Raw genomic sequence first — 20,897 nt, 5'->3', positions numbered from 1 at the left:
ACGGCTTGCTCCCCGTGAGCCAGTCCGGTTAGTTCGGCCAGACCTCATGCTCACCCGGCGATTGATCGAACACGCCAAGGATGTGACCCGTTTCGCCCCGGTTCGGCCGGCGGTGAAGGCGGGGCTCCGGGCGGCGATCGCCACCATCGTCCCCGTGCTGCTGGCCAGCGTCTTCCATCTCTCGGGCGGTATCTGGCTCAGCGTGGGCGGCTTCAACGCCTCCTTCGCGGACAGGGGCGGCTCGTACCGCTCCCGCGCGTCCAGCATGGGGGCCGTGGCCATCACCGGAGCACTCTCGGTCTTCGTGGGAGGACTGGCCGGACTCCATCCTGCCCTGGCCATCCCGGTGGCCTTGTTCTGGGTGGCGGCCTGCAGCTACGCGGGCGTCTACGGCGCCACGGCGGGCTTCGTAGGCAATATCGCGGCGAGCGCCTTCGTCATCTCCCTGGCCCTGCCTGCCTCTGGGCTTCTCGATGCCCTGGCGCGGGTGGGCTTCCTGCTCGGGGGCGCCTGCTGGGCGATGGTGCTCTCGCTCGTCCTGTGGCCGATCCGCCCCTACAGGCCCGCGCGTTTCGCCCTCGGCCGTTGCTTCCGAGCGTTGGCGGACTTCGCGGGTGCCGTGGGACGCCTCTCCACCGGCGCCGACAGCGCGGCCTGGCAGGCCTTGGTCCAGAGCCAGCATGGGCGGTTGCGCGAGACCCTGGAGGAGGCCCGGAACACCCTCGCCGCCATCCGCCGCGGGCGCTCGGAGAGCGGGCGAGGGGAGCGGTTGTTGGTCCTGCTCCAGATTGCAGACGCGATGTTCGAGGCGATGATTGCTCTCGCCGATGTGATGGAGAGCCTGTCGCAAGGCGTCGGGGTCCGTCCGGCCCAGGAGGAGGTGGCGCGCGCCCTCGCCGCCTTCTCCCAGACCCTCCAGGAACTCGCACGCGTCACCGAGACCGAAGGACGGCCCAAGCAGCTGCCCGCGCTGGAGTGGGGTCCGGATGCACTTCGGGAAGCCCTCGCCCGCGCCGAGGCCGCCGGGGGCTCCGAGGTCATGCGCGTCGTTGACCGGGCCCAGGCCCTCCACGCGGCCCGCTTGCTGGCACAGCTTCGGGAGTTCTCGGGGATCGCGGTGGAGAATGCCGCGGGCCTCTCGGACAATCGTCCGGTTTCGCTCGGGGGCGAGCCGCGGGGGCAGGGCGTGGCCGAGCCGAGGCGCCCGTTGCTCGAGCCGCTGCGCGAGAACCTCTCCCGGGACTCGGTGGTGCTCCGGCATGCGCTTCGGGTTGGCGTCACCACGGGGGTTGCCGTCTGGCTCACCTCCCTCCTGAACTTGAGCCACGGCTACTGGGTGACGATCACCGTGCTCACGATCATGCTGCCGTACACGGGGCCTACCTTCCTCAAGGGGCTGCAGCGAGTGGTGGGCACGATGGTGGGAGGCATCCTCGCCGCGATGGTCGCCGCCTGGCTCCACGATCCGCACGCGATCATGCTGCTGGTGTTCTTCACCGTGGCCATCAGCGTGGCCGTCATCTCGGTCAACTACGGGCTCTACACCATCTTCCTCACGCTCACCTTCGTGCTCCTGGCCGAGGTGGGGACTGGCGATTGGAGTCTGGCCCATGTGCGCATCCTCAATACCCTGATGGGCGGAGCGCTGGCGCTGGCGGGGACCTGGTTCTTGTGGGAGCGGCCGGAGAAGGAGCTCTTTCCCGAGCAGCTCGCGGCGGCACTGCGGGCGGATCGCGAGTACTTCCGGCAGGTGTTCTCCGCCTGGCTCGGGAAGCCCGAGGGTCTGGAACTATCGCTCAGCGAGGCGCGGCGGAAGGTGGGGTTGGCGAGCCTCAATGCGGAGGCCTCCTTCCAACGGCTGCTCTCCGAGCCTCGGAGACGCACGGAGCCGCTCGAACCCTTGATGACGCTGCTCGTCTATACCCGTCGCTTCGCGGCCTCGGTGATCGCCCTCTCGCCGGGCCATCACGAGCGAACGCCGGAGCAGGTCCGAGACGGTCTGGAGCGTTTCGCGAGCTCGGTCGAGCAGGTGTTGGAGGATCTGGCCGGCGCGGTGGCTCAGGGGCGTTCGCCCATGCCGCTGCCCGACCTGTTCGGACTTCAGGGGGAGGATGCGCCGTCCTCCGAGGCAGCGGCTTCCCTGGCCGGGGAAGCTCCCCTGCTGAGAGCCCAGCTCGAACGGGTGGTGCGGCAACTCACCGTCCTCCACGGGGCCGCGTCGCGGAGGACGCTCCACCCGGAATGAGGCGGGTTGCTACCCGGGCTCCTCGACGTGGATGGCGCGCCGGGGCCCGACTTCTTCCTATCCGAGCGAATCTCGAAGAAACGTCAGGAGTTCCGCGTGTAGCACCGGCTGGAACGCGAGACGGTCGAAGCCCGCTGGATCCTGTGACGGCGGAAACTCGGGTCTCGTCATCGCTGGGGGAAAGGGGCTCTGAAAGGAGAAATGGCCAGCGTTCGGGACAACGCGATGGTCGATGCGTTGCGGATGCGGGACGCCGCGCAAGATGATCTCCGCGTGCATGGCGGGCGTGTGCTCATCCCGTTCCGCCGTGCGCATCAGAATGGGGAGATCGACGTTGGCGAGAGCCCCCTCGGCCATGAACCAGGGTGACGCGGGCGCGAGTAGAACCAGTGCGCGGACCCGAGGATCGCGAACGACCGGGACGGCCCGTGCTTGTCCATCTGGAGACTCGTTCGGAAAAGAGGAGGGGCGCCCTCCCGCCACCGCCAGCGCGGTGTAGCCGCCAAGCGAATGTCCGATCACGCCAACCCTACCCGGCGAGAGCCGCTGGCCCAGCTGCGCGTCTTCGAAAACCGCGTCGAGCACGAGGCGCACGTGGCGAGGCCGGTTCTCGAGGTTCGCGGCCGTGCCCGCCAGGCTGTTATCGGAGCGGCTGTTGCCCGGATGTTCCGGGAGGGCCACAACGAAGCCGGCGCGAGCCAGGTACGCCGCCATCCCGCGATAGGTCCAAGGAGACCCGCCCGTGCCGTGACTGATGATGACGAGCGGGAGTCGCTCACCTTCGACAGGGGCGTCGGTGGCGACAGCGAGTGGATACGGTCCGAAGTGCTCGAGTCGTTCAGGCGCTCGTGACGGGTAGAGAACCCGCACGGGCACGCGTGCACCTTGAACCCCATCCGCGACGTCAAGCGCGCGGCAGCCGACGGTCACTTCTGAATGCATCTGAGTATCAGGCACGGCGCTGCTTCTACCTCATCAGCGGTTGAGCGACACGCCGCGCTTCATGCGGAGCGTGTGAGCCGGTGCCTCATGGGGCGTGGAATGGGGAGGCATCCACTTCGCGCCGGGTGTCGGATATAAACAGGCGCGATGAAGCGTCCCCTCCTGGCCGCGACTTGCTTTTTCCTTCTCTCCCTCGCCGTTGCCACCTCGCCCGCACGGGCGGCCGAGGGGCCCCTGCGCGTCACGAGCGCCACGGACATCGTGATGCTCTGGTCCCCGTCGCAGCACCTCTATGTGAAGGGGAACGTGGGAGTCTCGGACGATCAGCTTGCCGAGCTCGAGGCGTGGTTGGAGCAGCGGCCCCACTGGACGGTGGTGCTGCTGGAGAGCGCGCAGGGCGAGCTCTTCGTCGATGCAGTGGGCACCTCCTTCGAGAACATCGCGGCGGTGCAGCACGCGCTCGGTAAGGGGTTGTCGAATCGCACGAACTTCGGCTCCCTGAAGCATCCCCAGACGGGTGAGCCGGACGGCGCCATCTTCATGCTGTCCGTGCGCGATCGGAACCTGTCGTACTTCGGGTCCGATGCGCAGGACCGGCGCGGCCTGGGCGATTCGAATTGGAAGGGCCAGCTGGATTCACAGGCCATCGCCGCCATGCGCAGTGGGGGACGCATCCTCGATGCGGTGCGCAACACCATCCTCCACATCGACGGGAAGCTGGATACCAGCATCCAGCAGGAGATTGAGGGGCGAGAGCGGGCCCGTCAGCAGGAGATCGCGGCGCGAGAGCGGGCCTTCGTCGAGCGCGAGAGCACCCGGGCTGCATTGCGTGACCGCTTGCAGAAGATCCCAGCCGAGCTCGATGCACTTGCCGTGCGCCATCAGGCGCTCTTCGCGGGCTCACCTCCGCTCGGCGTTGCGCAGGTCAACCCCGACTTCGCTGGTCTGCGTGTGAAGGCCTCCCGCATTCTCCCGCTCCTCGGGCCGGCGCGGGGCGCCAGGCGCCAGAAGCCTCGGGATCTGAAGCTCGCCCTGGAGCCGGACCCGAAGCTCGACCAGGCGAAGTTGGCGTTCGAGGAGCTGCGCGCCACCATCGACGGTGTGTACCACGGCTTCGAGGCCTACCAGGATGGGCTCTCGCGCGTGAAGAAGGCCGAGGAGGCGCTCGCGGCGCTCGAGGCGAATCGCTTGAAGGCTTTCGCCGTGCGGGAACTGGCGTACGCGCGTTCGGCACTTGAACAGGCGCACTCCGCCGTCACCCGCCTGACGCCCGACCACAGTTCGATGCTTGCCGCAGCGGAGGACAGCCGCATCAAGACGGAGATGTACCTGAACGAGATGTCCCGCCAAGAGACGCTGCTGGGGGAGCAGGCCCGCCTCCTCGAGGCGCTCGAGAAGGAGCCACGTGCCGAGGTTGCCCAGCAGAAACTCGCGGATGCGCACGCGGCGCTGCGGAGGGCCCGTGAGGCCTTCGAGCGCCAGGACCGCGCCTTCACCGAGCCGCTGCGCGAGAGTGAGGATGCGTACCGGTTTGCCCGCGAGCGTGTCCAGTCAGCCCAAGAGATGGCGGCCCGGCGCAAGGCGTTCCTGATCATCGCCGCCATGGGGGCAGGCATCGCCCTCGTCATCGTACGGCTCCGTCGTAACGGGCACCTGCGCAAGGCCGCCGACCTCCATGCCCAGTGGCGCAAGGCCCTCGATGAGAAGATGCAGGCGCTCTTCGGGCTGCTCGACCGGGCCCACCTGGCCGCTGGCCACTCGCGCGAGGAGATCCAGAAGCGCTATTCGGGCACCACGCGCGAGCGGGCCCTGGCGCTTGCCTCCGACGTGGATGAGCTGTTCCTGCTGTCCGTGGGGGCCTCGCGCGTGCTGAGCCAGGCCGAGGCATTGCTCACCGGCAAGGGCGGCGCCGTGGACTGGTTCGTGTCCCAGCTGTCGGCCTCGCGCTTCCAGCGTGTCACACGTCTGCTGCGCGACGAGCCGATCGCCTTCCACCCCGATGAGGGCATCGAGCTCGTACTGAAAGGCCGTCCCACCGCCGAGCAGCGGCTCATCGGTGATCTCGCGAGCTATCAACCGTTCTCGCTCTCGTTCGAGGCGCTCATCGAGGCCTTCAACACGCGCGCCGGGAAGGTTCTCCCGGTGCTGGATGCGCTGGAGGCGGCGCCGGGGCAGGCAGGGGAGGGCACCGCGGCGCTGGAGCGGCTCATCGCCGAGGTACGCACGGCGGAGTCGGAGGCGGTGCGGCTTCGCGTCCCCGCGCTCCTCGAACGGGTCGTGCCGTCCCTCGAGGCGCTCCTGGTGGAGGCGCGTTCGCTTCTCGTGGCGGATCCGATCGGTGCGTTTGACGGGCCGCTCGCCGGGGCACGCCGGCAGGGCGCGGACACGTCGGCGCTCCTGTCCGTGCTCGCTCGCGGCCGCTCGGAGGTGCTGCCCCTGGCGGAGCGCACGGGTGAGGCGCTCGTGTCCGCCGGGCTGTCCCGCCGCTGGGTCGACGAGACGATCGACACGCTCATCCGCCGGGCGGACGAGGTGGCGCGAGCGTTGGTGACACGCCAGGCCGCCGAGGACGTGAAGGCCTTCGCTGAGGCGCTCGGGCTGCTGGAGCAGCGCGCGACCGAGGCCGGGAGACTCGTGGAGGTGTCCGGACGTGCCCGCGCCGAGCTGAAGCGGGTGGCGGAGGAGATCGAGACGACACGGGCCGAGCTGGGCAAGTCCATGGGTCTGGCGCCCTCGTTGGTGATGCGGGAGGAGGGGAGGGAGCCTTCCGAGCGCATCGCCTCGGGAGAGCAGTCGCTCGTGAAGGGCCGCGAGGCGCTGAGCCTCGGCGAGCTGGAGACGGCGCGCACCGGGCTCGAGGCGGCCCTGGCGCGGGTGTCCGAGGCGGCCCAACTGGTGGCCAGGAGCCGCGAGGTGCACGCCCGCTTCGAGCATTGGTGCGAGGAGCTCCGTGCCGAGGCGCGGCGGCTCGCGGGGCTCGTGAGCGAGCGCCAGGCCCCACTGACGGAGGCGCTGCGCCGCTACCTGCCGTCGGCGCTGAGCCTGCGCGCGAGCGATCCCATGCGCCCGAACGCGAATGGCACCGTCCAGGACAACCTGCGCGAGGTTTCCTCGCATACGCAGCGGGCCGCGGAGCTGCTCCAGTCGGCGCTCACCCTGTTCTCCCAGGGACGGCTGCTTGCCTCGGCCGATCGGCTTGGTCAGGTGCGGGAGCAGCAGGTGCTCGCCGGGCACCGGCTCGAGGAGCTCACGGAGAAGGTGCGGCAGCTCCAGGCTGTCGAGGAAAAGAACCCCCAGTTGCTCTCGGCGGCCGATGCGCTCGCCGCCGCGTGTGCCGTCGATGTGACCGATGTTCGCGTCATGAAGCCCACCCACGGCACGCTCGTGACGGCGCGGGGGTTGGTGGAGGCGGCCCGCGCGATGGTGGGCGCCCTGCCCGGTGACCCGCTCGAGGCGGCCGAGCGGTTGTCGGCGGCGAGCCTGGCGCTCGCCAATGTCCAGCAGTGTGTGGCGAATGATCGCTCCCTGCATGCACGTGCTGAGGAGGGCCTGCGATCCGCCCAAGCCGCGCTCTCGGGAGCCCAGGAGCTGGTGCGGCGCGCCGAGACGGATGGCATCGCCGATAGCCGCGAGACCACGCGCGCCATGAATGCGATTGCTGAGCTCGGCGGAGCGCTCCAGAAAGCGAGCGGCATGCTCGGCAAAGCCCACGGCGACTGGTCGTCGGTCGAGGCCGAGGGCGAGCGCATCGAGGTCCAGGCGGCTCGTGAGGCTGCCACGCTGCGTGACGAGTTGGCGGCGGCTGAGCGTGCGGTTCAGGCCATCCAGTATGCCTCCCGCCCTGTTCAGCGCGCCGACGGTTGGTCCGGGTCTTATGGCGTGACCATCAGGGACCGGCCCGGTACATCCCAGCTCGCCGAGGCGCGCAGTGCGCTGCACCAGGGGAACTATGCGTCCGCTCAACGGTCCGCTGAGATTGCCGCGCGCTTCGCTGAGGATGCCCTCATGTGGGCCGAGAAGGCGGAGGAGGAGCATCGCGAGCGCGAGAGGGAACGCGAGCGCGAGAGGGAACGCGAGCGCGAGAGAGAACGCGAACGGGAACGCGAGCGCAACCGGCGCTCGAGCAGCTCCAGTGGCTCGGGCTTCGGAAGCTCCTCCTGGGGCGGCGGCAGCTCGTCGAGTGGTGGCTCCAGCTCCAGTGGCTCGGGCTTCGGCAGCTCCAGTTGGTGAGTCTCGCTTTACCTGTTCGTAACGGAGAGCAGGGATCTCACCCACATGCAACCCCGGGTGACGCCTGCCTGCCCGCCGCATCATGCGCTTGACATTTACCCTCCCCCCGGGGATTAGTTAGTTTGCAGTCACTAACTTATCTCGGGCCGAGGAACTGCCCTCCCACAGGGGGGTAGGGGCGCACGGGAGCACAGGTATGCAGAAGCTTCTTCGGAATGGCAGGACGGGCAAGACCCCGGCGTTCAAGGTGCTGGTTGCGGGCGGTCTGGTGCTGACGATCGGCGCGGGTTGCGGCTCGCGGGTGGACGCAGCGCAGAGCAAGCCTGGGTCGCAACAGGCCGCGGCGCTAGAGGCAGCCGTGAAGGCGGACACCGTGGAGGTGGGCGAGGCGAAGGTTCCGCGCTTCCTCACGCTCACCGGCACGCTGTCGGCCTACGAGGACTCGGACGTGGCAGCCGGTGCCGCGGGCAAGGTGATGTCCGTGCACGTCGAGCGCGGCTCGGTGGTGAAGAAGGGCGACGTGCTGGTGAAGCTAGACGCGCGCGCCGCCTCGGCCAGCCTCGAGGAGGCCCGGGCCCAGCTGGCCCTGGTCAAGTCCCAGCAGGCCCTGGCCGACGCCGAGTGCGAGCGCAACCAGAAGCTCTTCGAGAGTGGCACCGTCTCGACCGCCGATCATGATCGCGCCCAGGCTCAGTGCCGCAACGCGGCGGCCCAGGCCGCCTCCACTGTCGCGCGTCTGACCCTGCTGGAGATCAACGCGGCCGACGCCACCATCCGCGCCCCCTTCGATGGCGTGGTCGCCGAGCGCGTCGTGTCCGTGGGTGAGTACGTCCGCCAGGACTCCAAGGTGGTGACGCTGGTGGCGTTGGATCCGCTGCGCCTGGAGCTCACCGTGCCGGAGTCCTCGGCCGCCTTCATCCGGAAGGACCAGGAGGTGGAGTTCACCCTCACGGCGGCGCCCAACGTGGTGCACAAGACGAAGGTGTCCTTCGTGGGCGCGGGTCTGCGCCGCGGCACGCGTGACCTGGTGGTGGAGGCGCTCGTGCCCAACAAGGAGCGCTCGCTGCTTCCGGGCCAGTTCGCCACGGCGAAGGTGCAGCTGGGCGAGCAGCAGCTCCCGGTGGTGCCGCGCACGGCGGTGCTGGAGGACGGCCCGCGCCGCAAGCTCTTCGTGGTGAGCGACGGCCGGCTGGAGGAGCGCGTCGTCCAGGTGAGCGAGTCCGCGGCGGACTCGCTGGGTGTGATGGCTGGCGTTCGCGTGGGCGAGCGCGTGGTGTCGGTGGCGCGCGAGGATCTGCGCGACGGCCAGAAGCTTCAGTAGGCGAGGGCACCTCACATGCAATGGCTCGCGAGTATTTGTGTCCGTAAGCCCGTCTTCGCGTCGGTGCTCATCCTGTTGATCTGCGTGGTCGGCGGTGCCGGCTACCTCAAGCTCAACGTCGATCGTTTCCCGAAGGTGGATTTCCCGGTCGTGGTGGTCAACACGGTCATGCGGGGTGCCGCTCCCGAGGAGATGGAGATCGACATCACGGAGAAGGTGGAGGAGGCGGTCAACACCATCTCCGGCATCGACGAGATGAACTCCACCACCTCCGAGGGTGTGAGCACGGTGATCATTACGTTCGTCCTGGAGAAGGACGTGGATGTGGCCGTGCAGGAGGTGCGCGACCGCATCAATCAGATCCTCTACGAACTGCCGCGGGACGCCGAGACGCCGCTGGTGCAGAAGTTCGATCCGGACTCCGTGCCGGTCATCATCCTGTCCGTGCAGGCGGAGCAGCCGGTGCGGGAGCTCACCGAGTACGCGGACCGCGTGCTGCGCCGGAGGCTGGAGACGGTGCCGGGCGTGGGCCAGGTGACGATCGTCGGTGGCCGCAAGCGCCAGGTGAACGTGTGGATGGACCCGGCGAAGATGCGGGCGGCGGGCGTGAGCGCGGGCCAGCTGCAGGCCGCGCTGGCCGGGCAGAACATGTCGCTGCCTGGTGGCAGCATCGAGACCGGCCCGCAGCGCTTCACCCTGCGTCTGCGCGGGCGTGTCACCAGCGTGGAGGAGCTGGGCAATCTCGTGCTGCGCGAGAGCAATGGCCACATCCTTCGCGTGAAGGACGTGGCCCGGGTGGAGGATGGTGAGCAGGAGCCGGAGACGGCCGCCGTGCGCGACGGCAAGTCCGCGGTGCTGCTGTCCATCCGCAAGCAGTCCGGTGAGAACACCGTGTCGCTCGTGGCGGAGGTGCGCCGGCGTGTGACGGAGCTGAACTCGACCCTGCCGCCGGGCTACTCGCTGGAGGTGGTGCGCGACAACTCGGAGACCACCCTCACCGCCGTCCACGCGGTGCAGGAGCACCTGCTGCTGGGTGGCCTCTTCGCCGCGCTGGTGGTGTTGTTGTTCCTCGGAAGCTGGCGCAGCACCATCATCGCCGCGCTCGCCATTCCCACGTCCATCATCGGCACCTTCGCGGTGATGAAGTACCTGGACCTCAACCTCAACAGCATCAGTCTGCTGGCGCTCGCGCTGGCGGTGGGTATCGTCATCGACGACGCCATCGTGGTGCTGGAGAACATCCACCGCTTCATCCACGAGAAGAAGCTCAAGCCCTTCCCGGCCGCCATCCTGGCCACCAAGGAGATCGGCCTGGCGGTGCTCGCCACCACCTTGTCGCTGCTCGCGGTGTTCCTGCCGGTGGCCTTCATGGGCGGTATGCCCGGGCGCTTCCTGAGCAGCTTCGGCCTGACGATGGGTGCCTCCATCGCCGTGTCGCTGCTGGTGTCCTTCACCCTCACGCCCATGCTGTGCGCCCGCTGGCTGGGCGCCGCGGCCCCCGCACACGGCGGCGAGCACCGCAAGCCCCTGCTGGAGCGCGCCACCGACGTCGTCTACCTGCCCATGGAGCGGGCCTATGAGCGCGCCCTGCGCTGGGTGATGGCGCACCGCTGGGTGGCCGTCGTGGCCTCCGTGGTGACGCTCGGCTCGTGCGGCCCCCTCATGGGCGCCGTCCCCAAGGGCTTCCTCCCCAAGAGCGACGAGGCCCAGTTCCAGGTGAGCGTCCGCATGCCGGAGGGCACCAGTCTGGACTCCACCCTCCTGGTGACCGAGCGGGTCGCGCGCGAGATTCGCGAGAAGATCCCGGAGGTGACCTCCACGCTCGTCACCATCGGCGAGGGCGCGGACAAGACGCCCAACGTGGCCGGCATCTTCGTGAAGATCGTCAACCCGGATCAGCGCGTGGCCACCCAGGACGAACTCATGGACAAGGTGCGTCGGGAGATCACCTCCAAGATGCCCAAGGAGTACCGGGTGAGCGTGTCCAACGCACCGCTCTTCGGCGGTGCCGGCTCGCAGGCGGCGGTCCAGTACGTGGTGACGGGTCCCGAGTTCGACGAGCTGGGCAAGCAGGCCACGATGCTGCTGCAGAAGCTCAAGCAGGTGCCCGGCGTGGTGGACGCGGACACCAACCTCATCATCGGCAAGCCCGAGGTGAGCGCGTACATCGACCGTTCGCGCGCCGCGGATCTCGGCGTGCAGGTTCCCGATGTGGCCAGCACCCTGCAGATGCTGGTGGGTGGCTTCGATGTGTCCACCTACGTGGAGAATGGCAACCTGTACGACGTGCGGTTGCGAGCCGAGCCCTCCGCTCGCGCGAGCATCGAGGACCTCGGGCAGATCACCGTGCCCTCGGCCCGGCTCGGCGCCGTGCCCCTGTCGGACGTGGTGAACCTGCAGCGCGAGGAAGGCCCCTCGCAGATCAGCCGCATGAACCGCCAGCGGCAGATCATGATCACCGCCAACACGGCCCCCGGCGTGAGCACGGGTCAGATCGTGGAGAAGTTCGACAAGATCATCGCGGAGTCGAAGCTGCCGTCCGGCTACGCGGCGAGGCCCGCGGGTCAGTCCCGCGAGATCGGCCGCACGGTGGGCAACTTCGCCCTGGCCTTCGGCCTGGCCTTCATCTTCATGTACCTGATCCTCGCCGCGCAGTTCGAGTCGTGGATCCACCCCATCACCATCCTCCTGTCCCTGCCACTCACCGTGCCGTTCGCGTTGATCTCCCTGCTGGTCTTCAAGCAGGCGCTCGACATGTACTCGATGCTCGGTCTGCTGGTGCTCTTCGGCGTGGTGAAGAAGAACTCGATTCTGCAGATCGATCACACCAACCAGCTACGCCGCGAGGGCATGCCTCGGCTGGAGGCCATCGTCCACGGCAGCAAGGACCGGTTGCGTCCCATCCTCATGACCACGCTGTCGTTCGTGGCGGGCATGATTCCGCTGTTGATGTCCAAGGGCGTGGGCGCGAGCTTCAACCAGGCTACGGCCGGCGTGGTGGTGGGTGGCCAGACGCTGTCGCTGGTGCTCACCCTGCTGGTGACGCCGGTGGCGTACTCGCTGTTCGATGACGCGTCGGCCTGGTTCAATCGCAAGTTCGCCTCCAAGCGCTCGCCCGAGGAGACGGGTGAGGCCGAGGTGGCCCGTGCCTACGGGGGCGACACGCTCGCGGAGCTGCGCCCGGCACATGACTCGGAGGCAGCATGATTGCCCTGCTCGCAGTGACGCTGACGGTGAGCGCCGCGACCCCGGTGCTCACCCTGAACGAGGCGCTCGAAGCGGCTCGCAAGGACAACCTGGACCTGAAGGTGGCTCAAGCCCGGCTGGAGCAGTCCCGGCTCCTGTCCAACAGGGCGTGGGCCGGCTACCTGCCCACCGTGACGGTGAGCGGCAGCTACAGCCGCAACTCCAATGAAGCGGTCGTGGCGTTGCCGGGTGGGCCGCAGATCGTCATCCAGCCGTTCAACCAGCTCGGGGCCCAGGCGGACTTGCGGCAGGCGCTCATCTCGCCGTCGTTGTGGCCGGCCATCCACAACGCGGGCATCGCCGAGGATGTGGCGGAGCTGAACACGGAGAACGTGCGGCGGGAGATCCTCTTCAGCGTGGCCGCGGCCTACTTCAGCGCCGCGAGCCTCCAGGAGGCCATTCGCGCCACGCAGTTCCTGCTGGACGTGAACAAGTCGCGTGAGGCGGATACGCAGAAGCGCTTCGATGCGGGCACGGTGACGAAGGTGGCGCTCCTCCGCTCGCAGCTCGACCGGACGCGCGCCGAGCAGGACCTGGTGCGGGCCCGCAACGCCTTCGCCTCCGCACGGCTGGCGCTGGCCACGCTCATCCAGCGGGACTCGGACTTCACCCTGGAGCTGCCGCCGGTGCCGCAGGTGCCGACGGAGGGAGACCTCGTGAAGCAGGCGCTGGAGCAGCGGCCGGACGTGGCCGCCGCGCGGCGCAACCTGGACCTGGCGCTGGGTCGCAAGAATGGCGTGTGGTTCTCGTACCTGCCCAACGTGTCGCTCGCCGGCACGTACCGGATCAGCAACGCCGCGGGCTTCGCGGGGCAGAACGACACGTGGCTGGTGTCGATCCTTGCCCAGTGGACGCTGTGGGACGGCGGTATCCGGGAGATCAACCTGCGCGAGGAGTCCGCCCGCGTGGCCGAGGCATCGGCCCAGCAGAAGCAGGCGGAGGCTCGCACTGTGGAGGAGGTCTCTCGCGCCCGGCTGGACTACGAGAACGCCCAGGCCAACCTCACCAAGGCCGAGGAGGCCCTGGGGCTGGCGCGTGAGACGCAGCGTCTCACGGAGATCAGCTTCAAGGCGGGCGTGGCCACCTATCTCGAGGTGGCGGACGCCAACTCCGCGCTGACGAGCTCCGAGGTGGGTGCCATCTCCGAGCGCCTGCAGACGTCCGTAGCGGCCCTCCGGCTGCTGCGCGCCGCTGGCTTCTTCGAGGCCAAGAAGGAGTAGGTGCCGCGAGGTGCCCTCTCCCAGAGGAGAGGGCACCCTGTGTTGTGTTAGCGGCCCGTGAGGAGGTTCTCGAAGCGCGCGTACTGGCGCGCCAGCCTCGCGTAGTCCGAGGGGCGGATGTCGCGCTGCTCCATGGTGCGTACCAGATCCTCCCTCGCGGCCAGGTAGTCCGCTGCCGGCAACCCGCAGGTCTGCTCCAGCATCCGCGCTGCCTCGTCCTCCGGCAGGGTGAGGGGGATGCCGAGCCGCTCGTGCATGTGTCGCCGCAACTGCCGCGCCAGCTCGGGCACCAACTCCCGTTCCACCTTCGAGCGCCGAGCCAGCCATCCAAGGGAGCGCACGTACTCCAGCGCCGAGCGGTGCTTCTCCACCACCAGCGGCCGGGGTGGCCCGAAGCGCGTCCCTCGCGACACCGCGTAGAACAGCCCCACCAGTAGGCCCTGGGCGACGAAGACCCACAAGCCCCGGGCCGATGGCGGCTCCTGCTTCGGTGCCGTGCCGTGGTGGTACTCGTCGAAGGCGAGCGGCCCGCGTGCTGCCAGCGCATCCCAGAAGCGCAGGTTGTCCAGCAGCTCCAGCCTCCGGTTCTCCGCGAGGTCCGTTCCCGCCAGCACATACACCTCGCCGCGTCCCTCTGGCATCCGCCATAGCACCGCCGCGCCCTTGGCCCCCGCGAGGGGTACCGCTTCCGGTCGTCCTACCGTGATGCCCCGGTCCAGCGACACGCGCAGCCGCTCCAGGCCCCGCGCTGCGCCCACCGGCACCCAGACCCGAACCGTGGTCCCCGCGAGATCCCTCTCCCCGGGTGGCAGGCCCTCCGAAGAGGGTTCCAGCATTGGGCCCTCCGAGAGCTGCAGCCAGGTCTCCAGGTGGGGCTCCCGCGCCTTCGCATTCCTCGACGCCAGGTAGACGAGCGTCCCTCCTTGGGAGACCCAGCTCCGCAGCGCCTCGGCTTCACTTTCCGCCATCGGGCGCCCCGACGGTGCTGCCACCACCACCGTCCGGATGCTCTCGGTGAGCCCCGGCCCGTCGAGCGCCTCCCGCAGGGCTGATACCGGTGCGCCCGGCTCCTGGAGGTACAGGTACAGCGCTCGCAGGCCCAGGGGGCCCGGGTTGTCCACCGAGGGCACCACTGACAGGGGCGGGGATTGGTTCACCGCGAGCCCCAACCCCAACGCCAGCGCCACCAGCACGCCATAGATGACGGTCGTCCGCGAGCCCCTCATGCCATCGCTCCCGCCAGCCCCTGGTGTAGCCGCTCCACCTCGTCCACGAAACGCGCCGCGTCCTCCGGAGGCACCGGCTCGAGCGAGTAGAAGGCCCGGTCGTACCAGCGCACCAACCGCTCCACTTCTCCCGTGAGCTGTGCGGAGGCTCCCCGCGCGGGCAGCTCGCCCACCAACTCGCGGTTCGTCTTCACCCGATCCGGCCTCGCCAGCCGCTTTGCCTCCAGCGAGGACAGCAGCGCCAGCAGCCCCTCCCGGATGGCCTCACGCGGCCGGGCTCCCAGGGCCGTCCGCGCCCGCTCCAGGTGCTCACCCGGGGAGTCGAGCTCCAGTGCCGTTGCGCCCGTCTCAGTGCCTCCACCACGGTGCGCCGGACCCCTTCGCCAATGGCGCAGGCGCAGCATCGCGAAGAGCACCACCGCGAAGCCCAGCACCAGCACCAGCGTCCGCGTTCCCGTCGCGAAGCTCTGCGCCTCCCGCGTTTGCAGCAGCTCCTCCAGCAGCGCCTTCAGCTCCCGCATGAGTCGCTGGAGCACGTCGCCCTGGCGCTGCCTCGCCAGGGCGAACTCGGGCCGCGAGAGGATCTCCTGGAGCCGGGCCGGGTCAGCCGTCGAGGGCTGGGCTTCCGGTGCCGGCTCGGGTGGCGCGCAGGCCGCCTGGATGCGGCGCGTCGCCGTCTCCGCCCGTGCCGAGGGGGTCTCATCTTCGGGCGAGCGCAGGGGCAGGCCCTCCCAGCGTGGCTCCAGCGCCTCGAGGTGCGCTTCCATCGCTGCCGGCTCCCCGCGGGCCAGCACGGCGAGCTGTTGCAGCTCGCGCGGGACGCTCTCGCAGGGCAAGGCCGCGAGCCACAGCAGCGCCAGCCCGGTCATCATTGCGCCTCCAGGCGCCTTTCGAGATCCAGGCCCTCTCGGCGCACGCGCATGTCCAGGTAGAGCATCGAGTAGACAACGAGCCCCAGCGGATTGAACACCGCCTGTCCCAGCACCTGCAGCAGCTCCGCGGGCACGAGGAGCGACTGCGGCACCGGGTTGGCCGCAGCGGCCACCGGATCGAGCGGGTTGCTATGGATGAGCTGGAGGATCATCGCGGGCATTCCACACAGGACGCTCACGGCGATCAGGATGAGCGACACCACGGTGACGAGGATCATCGCCCGCACCGAGACGCGCCCGATGAAGCCCGGTGCCACCCGCCCCGAGAGCAGGGCTCCCGAGCGCCGGAAGGAGCCCACCGAGGGAAGCTCTTCCATGGCCATCACCGGCGCCAGCAGCGAGAAGCGCAGCAGGTACCAGAGCAGTCCGCCCACGATTCCCAGTCCCGCCAGGAGGAGGCCTCCGAACAGCAGGATCCATCCGAGCACCCGTACGCCCGAGATGGGTCCTTCCGTGCTGAACACGATGGCGCCGCCGACGCCGCTCAACACCACGCCGGGCAGCATCATCAGCAGGATGGCGCCCACCATCCACAACAGGGAGAGCAGGTAGGCTCCGGTGAACGCGCCCACCCGCTTCAGCGCGCGCTGTATCCCGTCCGCCGGACGCACCGGTTCCCCGAGCTGCGTGGGCACCACGTACCGGGACACCGCCAGGGTGTTCAGGGAGTAGACCCAGAAGGTCACGAGCAGCGTCCCAGTCAGCATCAGCAGGAACCGGGCGTATTCCCCTCCGAATCCCGCCATGTCTCCCCCCTGTGCCGCCGCCTGGAGCGCCACGAGGTTCCGCTGCGCCGACAGCTGCAGGGTCTTGGTCAGGATGTAGGAGACCAGGTTGAAGCCGAGGCTCAGCAGGAACAGCGTCTTGAGGTGTTTGCGCCAGAAGGTGGCCGCGCGATCGATGATCTCACCGAGCGCCAGGGGACGCAGATCTGAGGGGGGAGTGCTCACGGGCCGCAGCATACCCGCGGCACTGAGTCATTGGGGAAGACCCCTTGGAGCCGCCCAGCGCGGTCCCACCTGACCCTGGAAGCCCCCTGGAAATCGCCGCCAGGCTGCTGGCCTGGCCACTGCCGTCAGAACCGCTTCTTGGCCTCTCGCCAGAGCCACCGGCCCACGCGGATTGGGAGGCCAATGAAGCGGGTCTGGGACTCGTCGCTCAGCAATCCCTCGAGGTCGTCGAGCAGCTCGTCGGACTCACCGTCATCCACGACGCCGCGAGTGGACAGCGGAGGAATCGTCGAGAGGTAGCCGCCCACCACCTGTTCTGGCGGTTCAGCGACGTCAGCGAGCACTTCCCACTGCTCGAGAGAGCCTGGATAGGGTTTGAAATGAGGATGAGGGCAAGGCCCCCGCCCTCTCTTGGAGAGGGCGGGGGCCGTCCAGTCGTTGCGCTGGACATCTTCGCGTGCCGCTGGCGCGCGGGAGGGGCAGGGGGAAACGGCCTGTTGCACCAGCCCGTTCCTCGAGCCGCCGTCAGAAAAAGCGCTTGAGCCGGCCCTTGACCTTCCGCCCGATCTCCTGGCCGGTCTTCGACCTCGCTGCGATTTTGGCTGCATCCCAGATTATCGGCGCCGCCACGGACCAGAAACCGCGGGTCTCGTCGTTCAGCAATCCCTCGAGGTCGTCGATCATGTCGTCGTACTCCCCGTCATCCGCGACGCCACGGGTGGAGAGCGGAGGAATCGTCGAGAGGTAGCCGCCCACCTCCTGCTGCCCCTTGGCCTCCAGGAAGCCGGAGAGGTAGGCCTGGGCCGCCGTCTGGCGCTGCTCCATCAGCTCATCCATCTCATCGTCGGCGCCCCTGGTCAGCGCCACACGACACTCCTTGAGGATGTCCAGCACGCCCCGGAGCACCATCTTCTCCTGGGCGTTGATGTCACCAGGCTGGGTCATGCCGACGCCCTGCTGCGGCCCCACCTGGCCCTGGAAGCCGACACCGGGCTGCTGGCCCTGGAAGCCGACACCGGGCTGCTGCCCCTGCGCTCCCCCAGCGCCACGCGTTCCCATCTGCCCATCCCAGGGCTGCTGCTGCCACGGCGGCACCTGTGACGCGTAGTACGGGTAGGTCTGTGGGACTGAGGACCGGATTCTTCTATTGACTGCCATGTGTCACCTCTTGTGGTTGGTACAGCGTCGTCCGCGAGCACTCCCCTCTGCTCGGGAGTGCTCGGAGAGGGTTTGAAACGAGGAGGGAGAAGGGCCGCTGTCACCACCACTTCTTCTTCTTGCCAAACTTGTAGCCCTTGTAGGCCAGGATGCCTCCCTGGATGATCGGCAAGATGGGGGGGAAGCGGGTCTGGGTATCGTTGCCCAGGAAGCCATCGAACTCGTCGATCATCTGGTCGTACTCCGGGTCGTCGATGGCGGAGCCGCGGGTGGACACCGGCGGGATCGTCGAGACGTAGCCGCCCAACTCCCCAATCCCTCTGGCCTCCAGGAAGCCGGAGACGTAGGCGTGCGCCGCCGTCACCCGCTGAGCCACCGGCCCTTCGAGGGAGCCCATAGCCAGTGCCGCGCGCCCCTCCTTGAGGATGTCCAGCGCGCCCCGGAGCGCCTCCTTCTCTTGTGGCGAGAGGTTCACCGGCACCTGCTCGGGCATGCCGACGCCCTGCTGCGGCCCCATCTGGCCCTGGACGCCGACACCGGGCTGCTGGCCCTGGAAGCCGACACCGGGCTGCCCCTGGACGCCAGGCTGGCCCGGGGCGCCGAAGTCCTCCGGCGAGAGCGGCTGCCCCTGCTGCCCTCCGACGCCGCGCGTCCCTACCTGCCCACCCCAGTTCTGCTGCTGCTGCCAGTAATACGGATTCGGCGGAGCAAACACCTGGGGTCCTCTGCTTTGAGCCATGACCTGCCTCCTGTGTTGGTGTTGGTACTGCCTGGTGAAGATGTGCTGCTGGGATGGACCGTGCCCCTGCTTCAGGTGCCGGCGGTGCTCCCGGACGGTGGCGGAATCGTCCCGAGGAACGCTCCCAACTCACCCAGCCCCCGGGCTTCCAGGAAGCCGGAGATGTACGCGTGCGCTGCCGTCAGCCGCTGGAGATCCAGCTCGTCGAGCATTCCCGAGGCCATCGGCTCGCGCCCCTGTTTGAGAATGTCCACCATGTGCCTCAGCACCGCCTTCTCCTGTGGCGAGAGGCTGGCGCGCTCCTGGGCTCCCGGCCCGCCCCACTGCAGGGGCAGGGCGGGCGTCTGGGTCGGTCCCCCCGGGCCCAGGTCGTGGAAGTCGCTCGGCGAGAGCGGCTGCATCGGCCCCAGGTTCCGAGCCATCCCTGGGTGGACGTTCATGGGGGTCGGATCCCTCGGCACGGGTCCCCCGGGAGATCCGTACGGCCAGAAAGAGAAAGGGTTTGCCATTGGGGTGTTCCTCTCGGTGAATCGCGTTGCCACTCAGCTCGCCTCCGTGCTCGTGACGATCGTCCCCAGGAGCCGGCTTGTCTTGCTCACCAGCGGGCGCGCCTCGGGCTGCTCCCCGAAGGCGGTGGCGTGGAGCTCCTCGTCGTGCTCGAGCTGGGAAAGCTGCTGCAGGACGGCGATGCGGAGCTCCTGGCCGAAAGCCTTCTCCGTGGATGGATCGAGTTTCACGCCGCGAAGTACGACGCGGAACTCCACCTGTCCCGCGGCCGCGGGCGACGCCGCCTCCCGAGAGATCTTCGCTGCTGGCGGCGTCGCCTCATGTGCTTGTCGTTTCATGCTGTATCTCCTTGCGAGACGGCGATCAGTGAAGCTTCTGATCCTCACCGGCCTGCACGACGATCCCCGTCACGCCGTCCTGTGGGAGCTCAATCCCTTGCGTCTTGGCGAACTTCTTCAGGGAGGAGATGTGCAGGTCCCCCCCCAGTTCAGCGTTGCCCAATACCCGGAGCACCACGCTGCGGATCGCCTCCTCGATGCCTTCTCTCATGTCCGGGTCGAGCTCTATCCCCCGCACCGCGACGAAGAACTCGGTCATCGGGGCTGCCTCCTCCGGCTGGGGGGCCGAGGGCGGCACTGCGCCTCCCATCATCGGTTGGGAGGCTGAGGGCGGCGCCGCGCCTCCCATTGTCGGCTGGGAAGTAGGGGGCTGCGCCGCGCCTCCCATCGTCGGTTGGGGGGCCGAGGGCGGCGCCGAGACCCCCTCCACCCCACGGGTGGGCGGGATGGCGGGCTGGAGGAAGCGCGTGAAGACGTTCTCCCTGCCGTACACCGCGTCCAGCACTGACCCCCAGCCCGTCACGTTGGGGAACTGGAGCCGCAGGTAATCGGGGCGGTTGGTGTTGTAGACCGTGTCCGAGTCGGGTGCGAAGAGCGACAGTCCCATCGCCCTCTGGTAGTTCCGGCCGACCTTCTTCCCCATGACGCATGCGCCTGCCGCGGCGACCGCGGCGTTGATGCTCTGGACACACTCCGGGGGCACTCCCGGCATGGCCCCCACCGCCTGGGCCAGTGCGGAGGCATCCGCCAGGCCTCCGCTCTTGAATTTCACCAGGGACGAGGCGGCGACCCGGAGCGCGTTGCGCATGGCCTCCTTGTTGCCTGGCGCGGAGCTGATCCAGGCATGCAGCCGGGTGGCGAAGTTATGGAAATGATTGAGCGCCAGGGTCCATTCCTGCTTCGACAAGTCGATCGCCGCGCAGCTGTCAAAGACCGTCTGCGGGGTGAAGGTCGAAGCGATGGTGGCCGCGATCCTCGGGGCATCCATCTGCCCCTGGGCTTGCGTCAGCGCTTGCGCTGGCCGGGCCAGGTCCACCCCCGCCGCGGACAGCTCGTCCACTGAAGCGACGACCGTCATCACCGAGTTGCTGAGCTCCTGCAGCAGCTCCCAGCTGCTCATCAGGCAGGCGTCGAAGACGAGGACGTCGATCTTCCCCTCGGGAAGTTGGGAGGCAATCCGATCACAGGCCGAGGCGAGCTCGGCGTTCGACAGGAAGTCCCGGCTGTTCCCGTCGATGAGGAGGGCGCGCGTCATGCTGCCCACCATGTTGATGTTGTGGCCGAAGAGCCGCCGGGCGTGGTGGCGGACGCCCTTCTGGGTCGGCTGTACCGGCGAGGCGAACCGCGTCGCCGTCCCCAGCACCTTGCGGGCCATCTCGTCCTCCCAGGCGACGCCGTGCCCCGAGAGCACCAGGATGGTGCGCCTCGCGGGGATGAGGTGCATGCCCCATTCCACGAAGCGCAGCAGGGTGTCGGGATCCCCCGTGTTGAACTCCTCCACTTGCGTGGGTTGGTGCCGGCCGCTCGGGTCGAGGACGAGCCGCCAGGCGGGTCCGTTCGCCGCATCCAGTTGCGCCACCGCCGCCACGTATGGGTTCGTCACCACCTGGAGCAGTCCGGAGATCTGCGCGTGGATCTGCGTGTCCAGCGCCCCGGCGCCATTGATTGCATCCCCTGCGCCATACACCAGTATCCTGATTGGCCATTCATTCATGGCAATTCCTTTCCTGCGTCCGAGAGGCGAAAGTGCAGATGGATGATAGATATAGGAGTAGCGATAACCTCGAGGAAGGGCGCGCTTCAGTTCAGATCGTTGGCAGCGTGAGAGCCGCTAGGGATCGAA

General features: G+C 68.6%; 15 protein-coding genes. 5 read left to right on the top strand and 10 right to left on the bottom strand.

Features of this window, described 5'->3' with window-relative positions; translation table 11 throughout:
- Nucleotides 1-46 precede the first annotated feature (46 nt).
- Nucleotides 47-2,245 (top strand): FUSC family protein, encoded by a 2,199-nt coding sequence (locus OV287_RS32345; RefSeq protein WP_267537898.1) that lies wholly within the window; start codon nucleotides 47-49, stop codon nucleotides 2,243-2,245.
- A gap of 57 nt (nucleotides 2,246-2,302) precedes the next feature.
- Here the strand turns inward: OV287_RS32345 and OV287_RS32340 are convergent, their stop codons facing one another.
- The gene (locus tag OV287_RS32340; protein ID WP_267542448.1) at nucleotides 2,303-3,001 is read right to left on the bottom strand and encodes an alpha/beta hydrolase family protein; all 699 of its coding nucleotides are present in this window, start codon (nucleotides 2,999-3,001) and stop codon (nucleotides 2,303-2,305) included.
- Nucleotides 3,002-3,334: 333 nt separating this feature from the next.
- Between OV287_RS32340 and OV287_RS32335 the strand changes: the two genes are divergently transcribed.
- The 4 genes from OV287_RS32335 to OV287_RS32320 all read left to right on the top strand — a co-directional run bounded on the left by OV287_RS32335 (nucleotide 3,335) and on the right by OV287_RS32320 (nucleotide 13,204).
- Entirely contained in the window at nucleotides 3,335-7,417 is a 4,083-nt protein-coding gene (locus OV287_RS32335; protein WP_267537897.1) for a hypothetical protein, read from the top strand.
- A gap of 196 nt (nucleotides 7,418-7,613) precedes the next feature.
- Nucleotides 7,614-8,738, top strand: a complete 1,125-nt coding sequence (locus OV287_RS32330) for an efflux RND transporter periplasmic adaptor subunit (protein WP_267537896.1) — start codon at nucleotides 7,614-7,616, stop codon at nucleotides 8,736-8,738.
- Nucleotides 8,739-8,753: 15 nt separating this feature from the next.
- Nucleotides 8,754-11,945, top strand: coding sequence for an efflux RND transporter permease subunit (locus OV287_RS32325; protein ID WP_267537895.1), 3,192 nt, complete (start codon nucleotides 8,754-8,756; stop codon nucleotides 11,943-11,945).
- The gene (locus tag OV287_RS32320) at nucleotides 11,942-13,204 is read left to right on the top strand and encodes a TolC family protein (RefSeq protein ID WP_267537894.1); all 1,263 of its coding nucleotides are present in this window, start codon (nucleotides 11,942-11,944) and stop codon (nucleotides 13,202-13,204) included. The genes OV287_RS32325 and OV287_RS32320 overlap by 4 nt, the downstream gene beginning before the upstream one ends.
- Nucleotides 13,205-13,251: 47 nt before the next feature.
- Here OV287_RS32320 and OV287_RS32315 read toward each other — a convergent pair whose 3' ends face one another.
- The 9 genes from OV287_RS32315 to OV287_RS32275 all read right to left on the bottom strand — a co-directional run bounded on the left by OV287_RS32315 (nucleotide 13,252) and on the right by OV287_RS32275 (nucleotide 20,768).
- Entirely contained in the window at nucleotides 13,252-14,430 is a 1,179-nt protein-coding gene (locus tag OV287_RS32315) for a DUF4350 domain-containing protein (RefSeq protein ID WP_267537893.1), read from the bottom strand.
- A complete protein-coding gene (locus OV287_RS32310; RefSeq protein ID WP_267537892.1) occupies nucleotides 14,427-15,302 on the bottom strand; it encodes a DUF4129 domain-containing protein in 876 nt (291 codons plus the stop codon). Before OV287_RS32310 ends, OV287_RS32315 begins: the two co-directional genes overlap by 4 nt.
- A complete protein-coding gene (locus OV287_RS32305) occupies nucleotides 15,299-16,312 on the bottom strand; it encodes a hypothetical protein (protein ID WP_267537891.1) in 1,014 nt (337 codons plus the stop codon). The genes OV287_RS32310 and OV287_RS32305 overlap by 4 nt, the downstream gene beginning before the upstream one ends.
- A gap of 125 nt (nucleotides 16,313-16,437) precedes the next feature.
- Nucleotides 16,438-16,656 (bottom strand): hypothetical protein, encoded by a 219-nt coding sequence (locus OV287_RS32300; RefSeq protein ID WP_267537890.1) that lies wholly within the window; start codon nucleotides 16,654-16,656, stop codon nucleotides 16,438-16,440.
- Nucleotides 16,657-16,837: 181 nt separating this feature from the next.
- The gene (locus OV287_RS32295; protein WP_267537889.1) at nucleotides 16,838-17,371 is read right to left on the bottom strand and encodes a hypothetical protein; all 534 of its coding nucleotides are present in this window, start codon (nucleotides 17,369-17,371) and stop codon (nucleotides 16,838-16,840) included.
- 199 nt (nucleotides 17,372-17,570) lie between these two features.
- The gene (locus OV287_RS32290) at nucleotides 17,571-18,209 is read right to left on the bottom strand and encodes a hypothetical protein (RefSeq protein WP_267537888.1); all 639 of its coding nucleotides are present in this window, start codon (nucleotides 18,207-18,209) and stop codon (nucleotides 17,571-17,573) included.
- Between the two features lie 71 nt (nucleotides 18,210-18,280).
- Nucleotides 18,281-18,649 (bottom strand): hypothetical protein, encoded by a 369-nt coding sequence (locus tag OV287_RS32285; protein ID WP_267537887.1) that lies wholly within the window; start codon nucleotides 18,647-18,649, stop codon nucleotides 18,281-18,283.
- A gap of 102 nt (nucleotides 18,650-18,751) precedes the next feature.
- Nucleotides 18,752-19,054 (bottom strand): hypothetical protein, encoded by a 303-nt coding sequence (locus OV287_RS32280; protein WP_267537886.1) that lies wholly within the window; start codon nucleotides 19,052-19,054, stop codon nucleotides 18,752-18,754.
- Nucleotides 19,055-19,079: 25 nt separating this feature from the next.
- A complete protein-coding gene (locus tag OV287_RS32275) occupies nucleotides 19,080-20,768 on the bottom strand; it encodes a clostripain-related cysteine peptidase (protein ID WP_267537885.1) in 1,689 nt (562 codons plus the stop codon).
- Between the last annotated feature and the right edge of the window lie 129 nt (nucleotides 20,769-20,897).

Origin of the sequence: Archangium lansingense (assembly GCF_026626635.1) — a bacterium.
GTDB classification, from domain to species: Bacteria; Myxococcota; Myxococcia; order Myxococcales; family Myxococcaceae; genus Archangium; species Archangium lansingense.
The sequence above is the reverse complement of the archived record's forward strand: the minus strand, read 5'-3'. Positions and strand labels throughout refer to the sequence as shown.

Bases quoted from the DNA above. Each gene is read 5' to 3' on its own strand.
- OV287_RS32310 (WP_267537892.1), bottom strand. From the start codon at position 15,302: ATGATGACCGGGCTGGCGCTGCTGTGGCTCGCGGCCTTGCCCTGCGAG.
- OV287_RS32295 (WP_267537889.1), bottom strand. From the start codon at position 17,371: ATGGGAACGCGTGGCGCTGGGGGAGCGCAGGGGCAGCAGCCCGGTGTC.
- OV287_RS32335 (WP_267537897.1), top strand. From the start codon at position 3,335: ATGAAGCGTCCCCTCCTGGCCGCGACTTGCTTTTTCCTTCTCTCCCTC.
- OV287_RS32275 (WP_267537885.1), bottom strand. From the start codon at position 20,768: ATGAATGAATGGCCAATCAGGATACTGGTGTATGGCGCAGGGGATGCA.
- OV287_RS32325 (WP_267537895.1), top strand. From the start codon at position 8,754: ATGCAATGGCTCGCGAGTATTTGTGTCCGTAAGCCCGTCTTCGCGTCG.
- OV287_RS32280 (WP_267537886.1), bottom strand. From the start codon at position 19,054: ATGAAACGACAAGCACATGAGGCGACGCCGCCAGCAGCGAAGATCTCT.
- OV287_RS32290 (WP_267537888.1), bottom strand. From the start codon at position 18,209: ATGGCTCAAAGCAGAGGACCCCAGGTGTTTGCTCCGCCGAATCCGTAT.
- OV287_RS32330 (WP_267537896.1), top strand. From the start codon at position 7,614: ATGCAGAAGCTTCTTCGGAATGGCAGGACGGGCAAGACCCCGGCGTTC.
- OV287_RS32315 (WP_267537893.1), bottom strand. From the start codon at position 14,430: ATGAGGGGCTCGCGGACGACCGTCATCTATGGCGTGCTGGTGGCGCTG.
- OV287_RS32285 (WP_267537887.1), bottom strand. From the start codon at position 18,649: ATGAACGTCCACCCAGGGATGGCTCGGAACCTGGGGCCGATGCAGCCG.
- OV287_RS32320 (WP_267537894.1), top strand. From the start codon at position 11,942: ATGATTGCCCTGCTCGCAGTGACGCTGACGGTGAGCGCCGCGACCCCG.
- OV287_RS32345 (WP_267537898.1), top strand. From the start codon at position 47: ATGCTCACCCGGCGATTGATCGAACACGCCAAGGATGTGACCCGTTTC.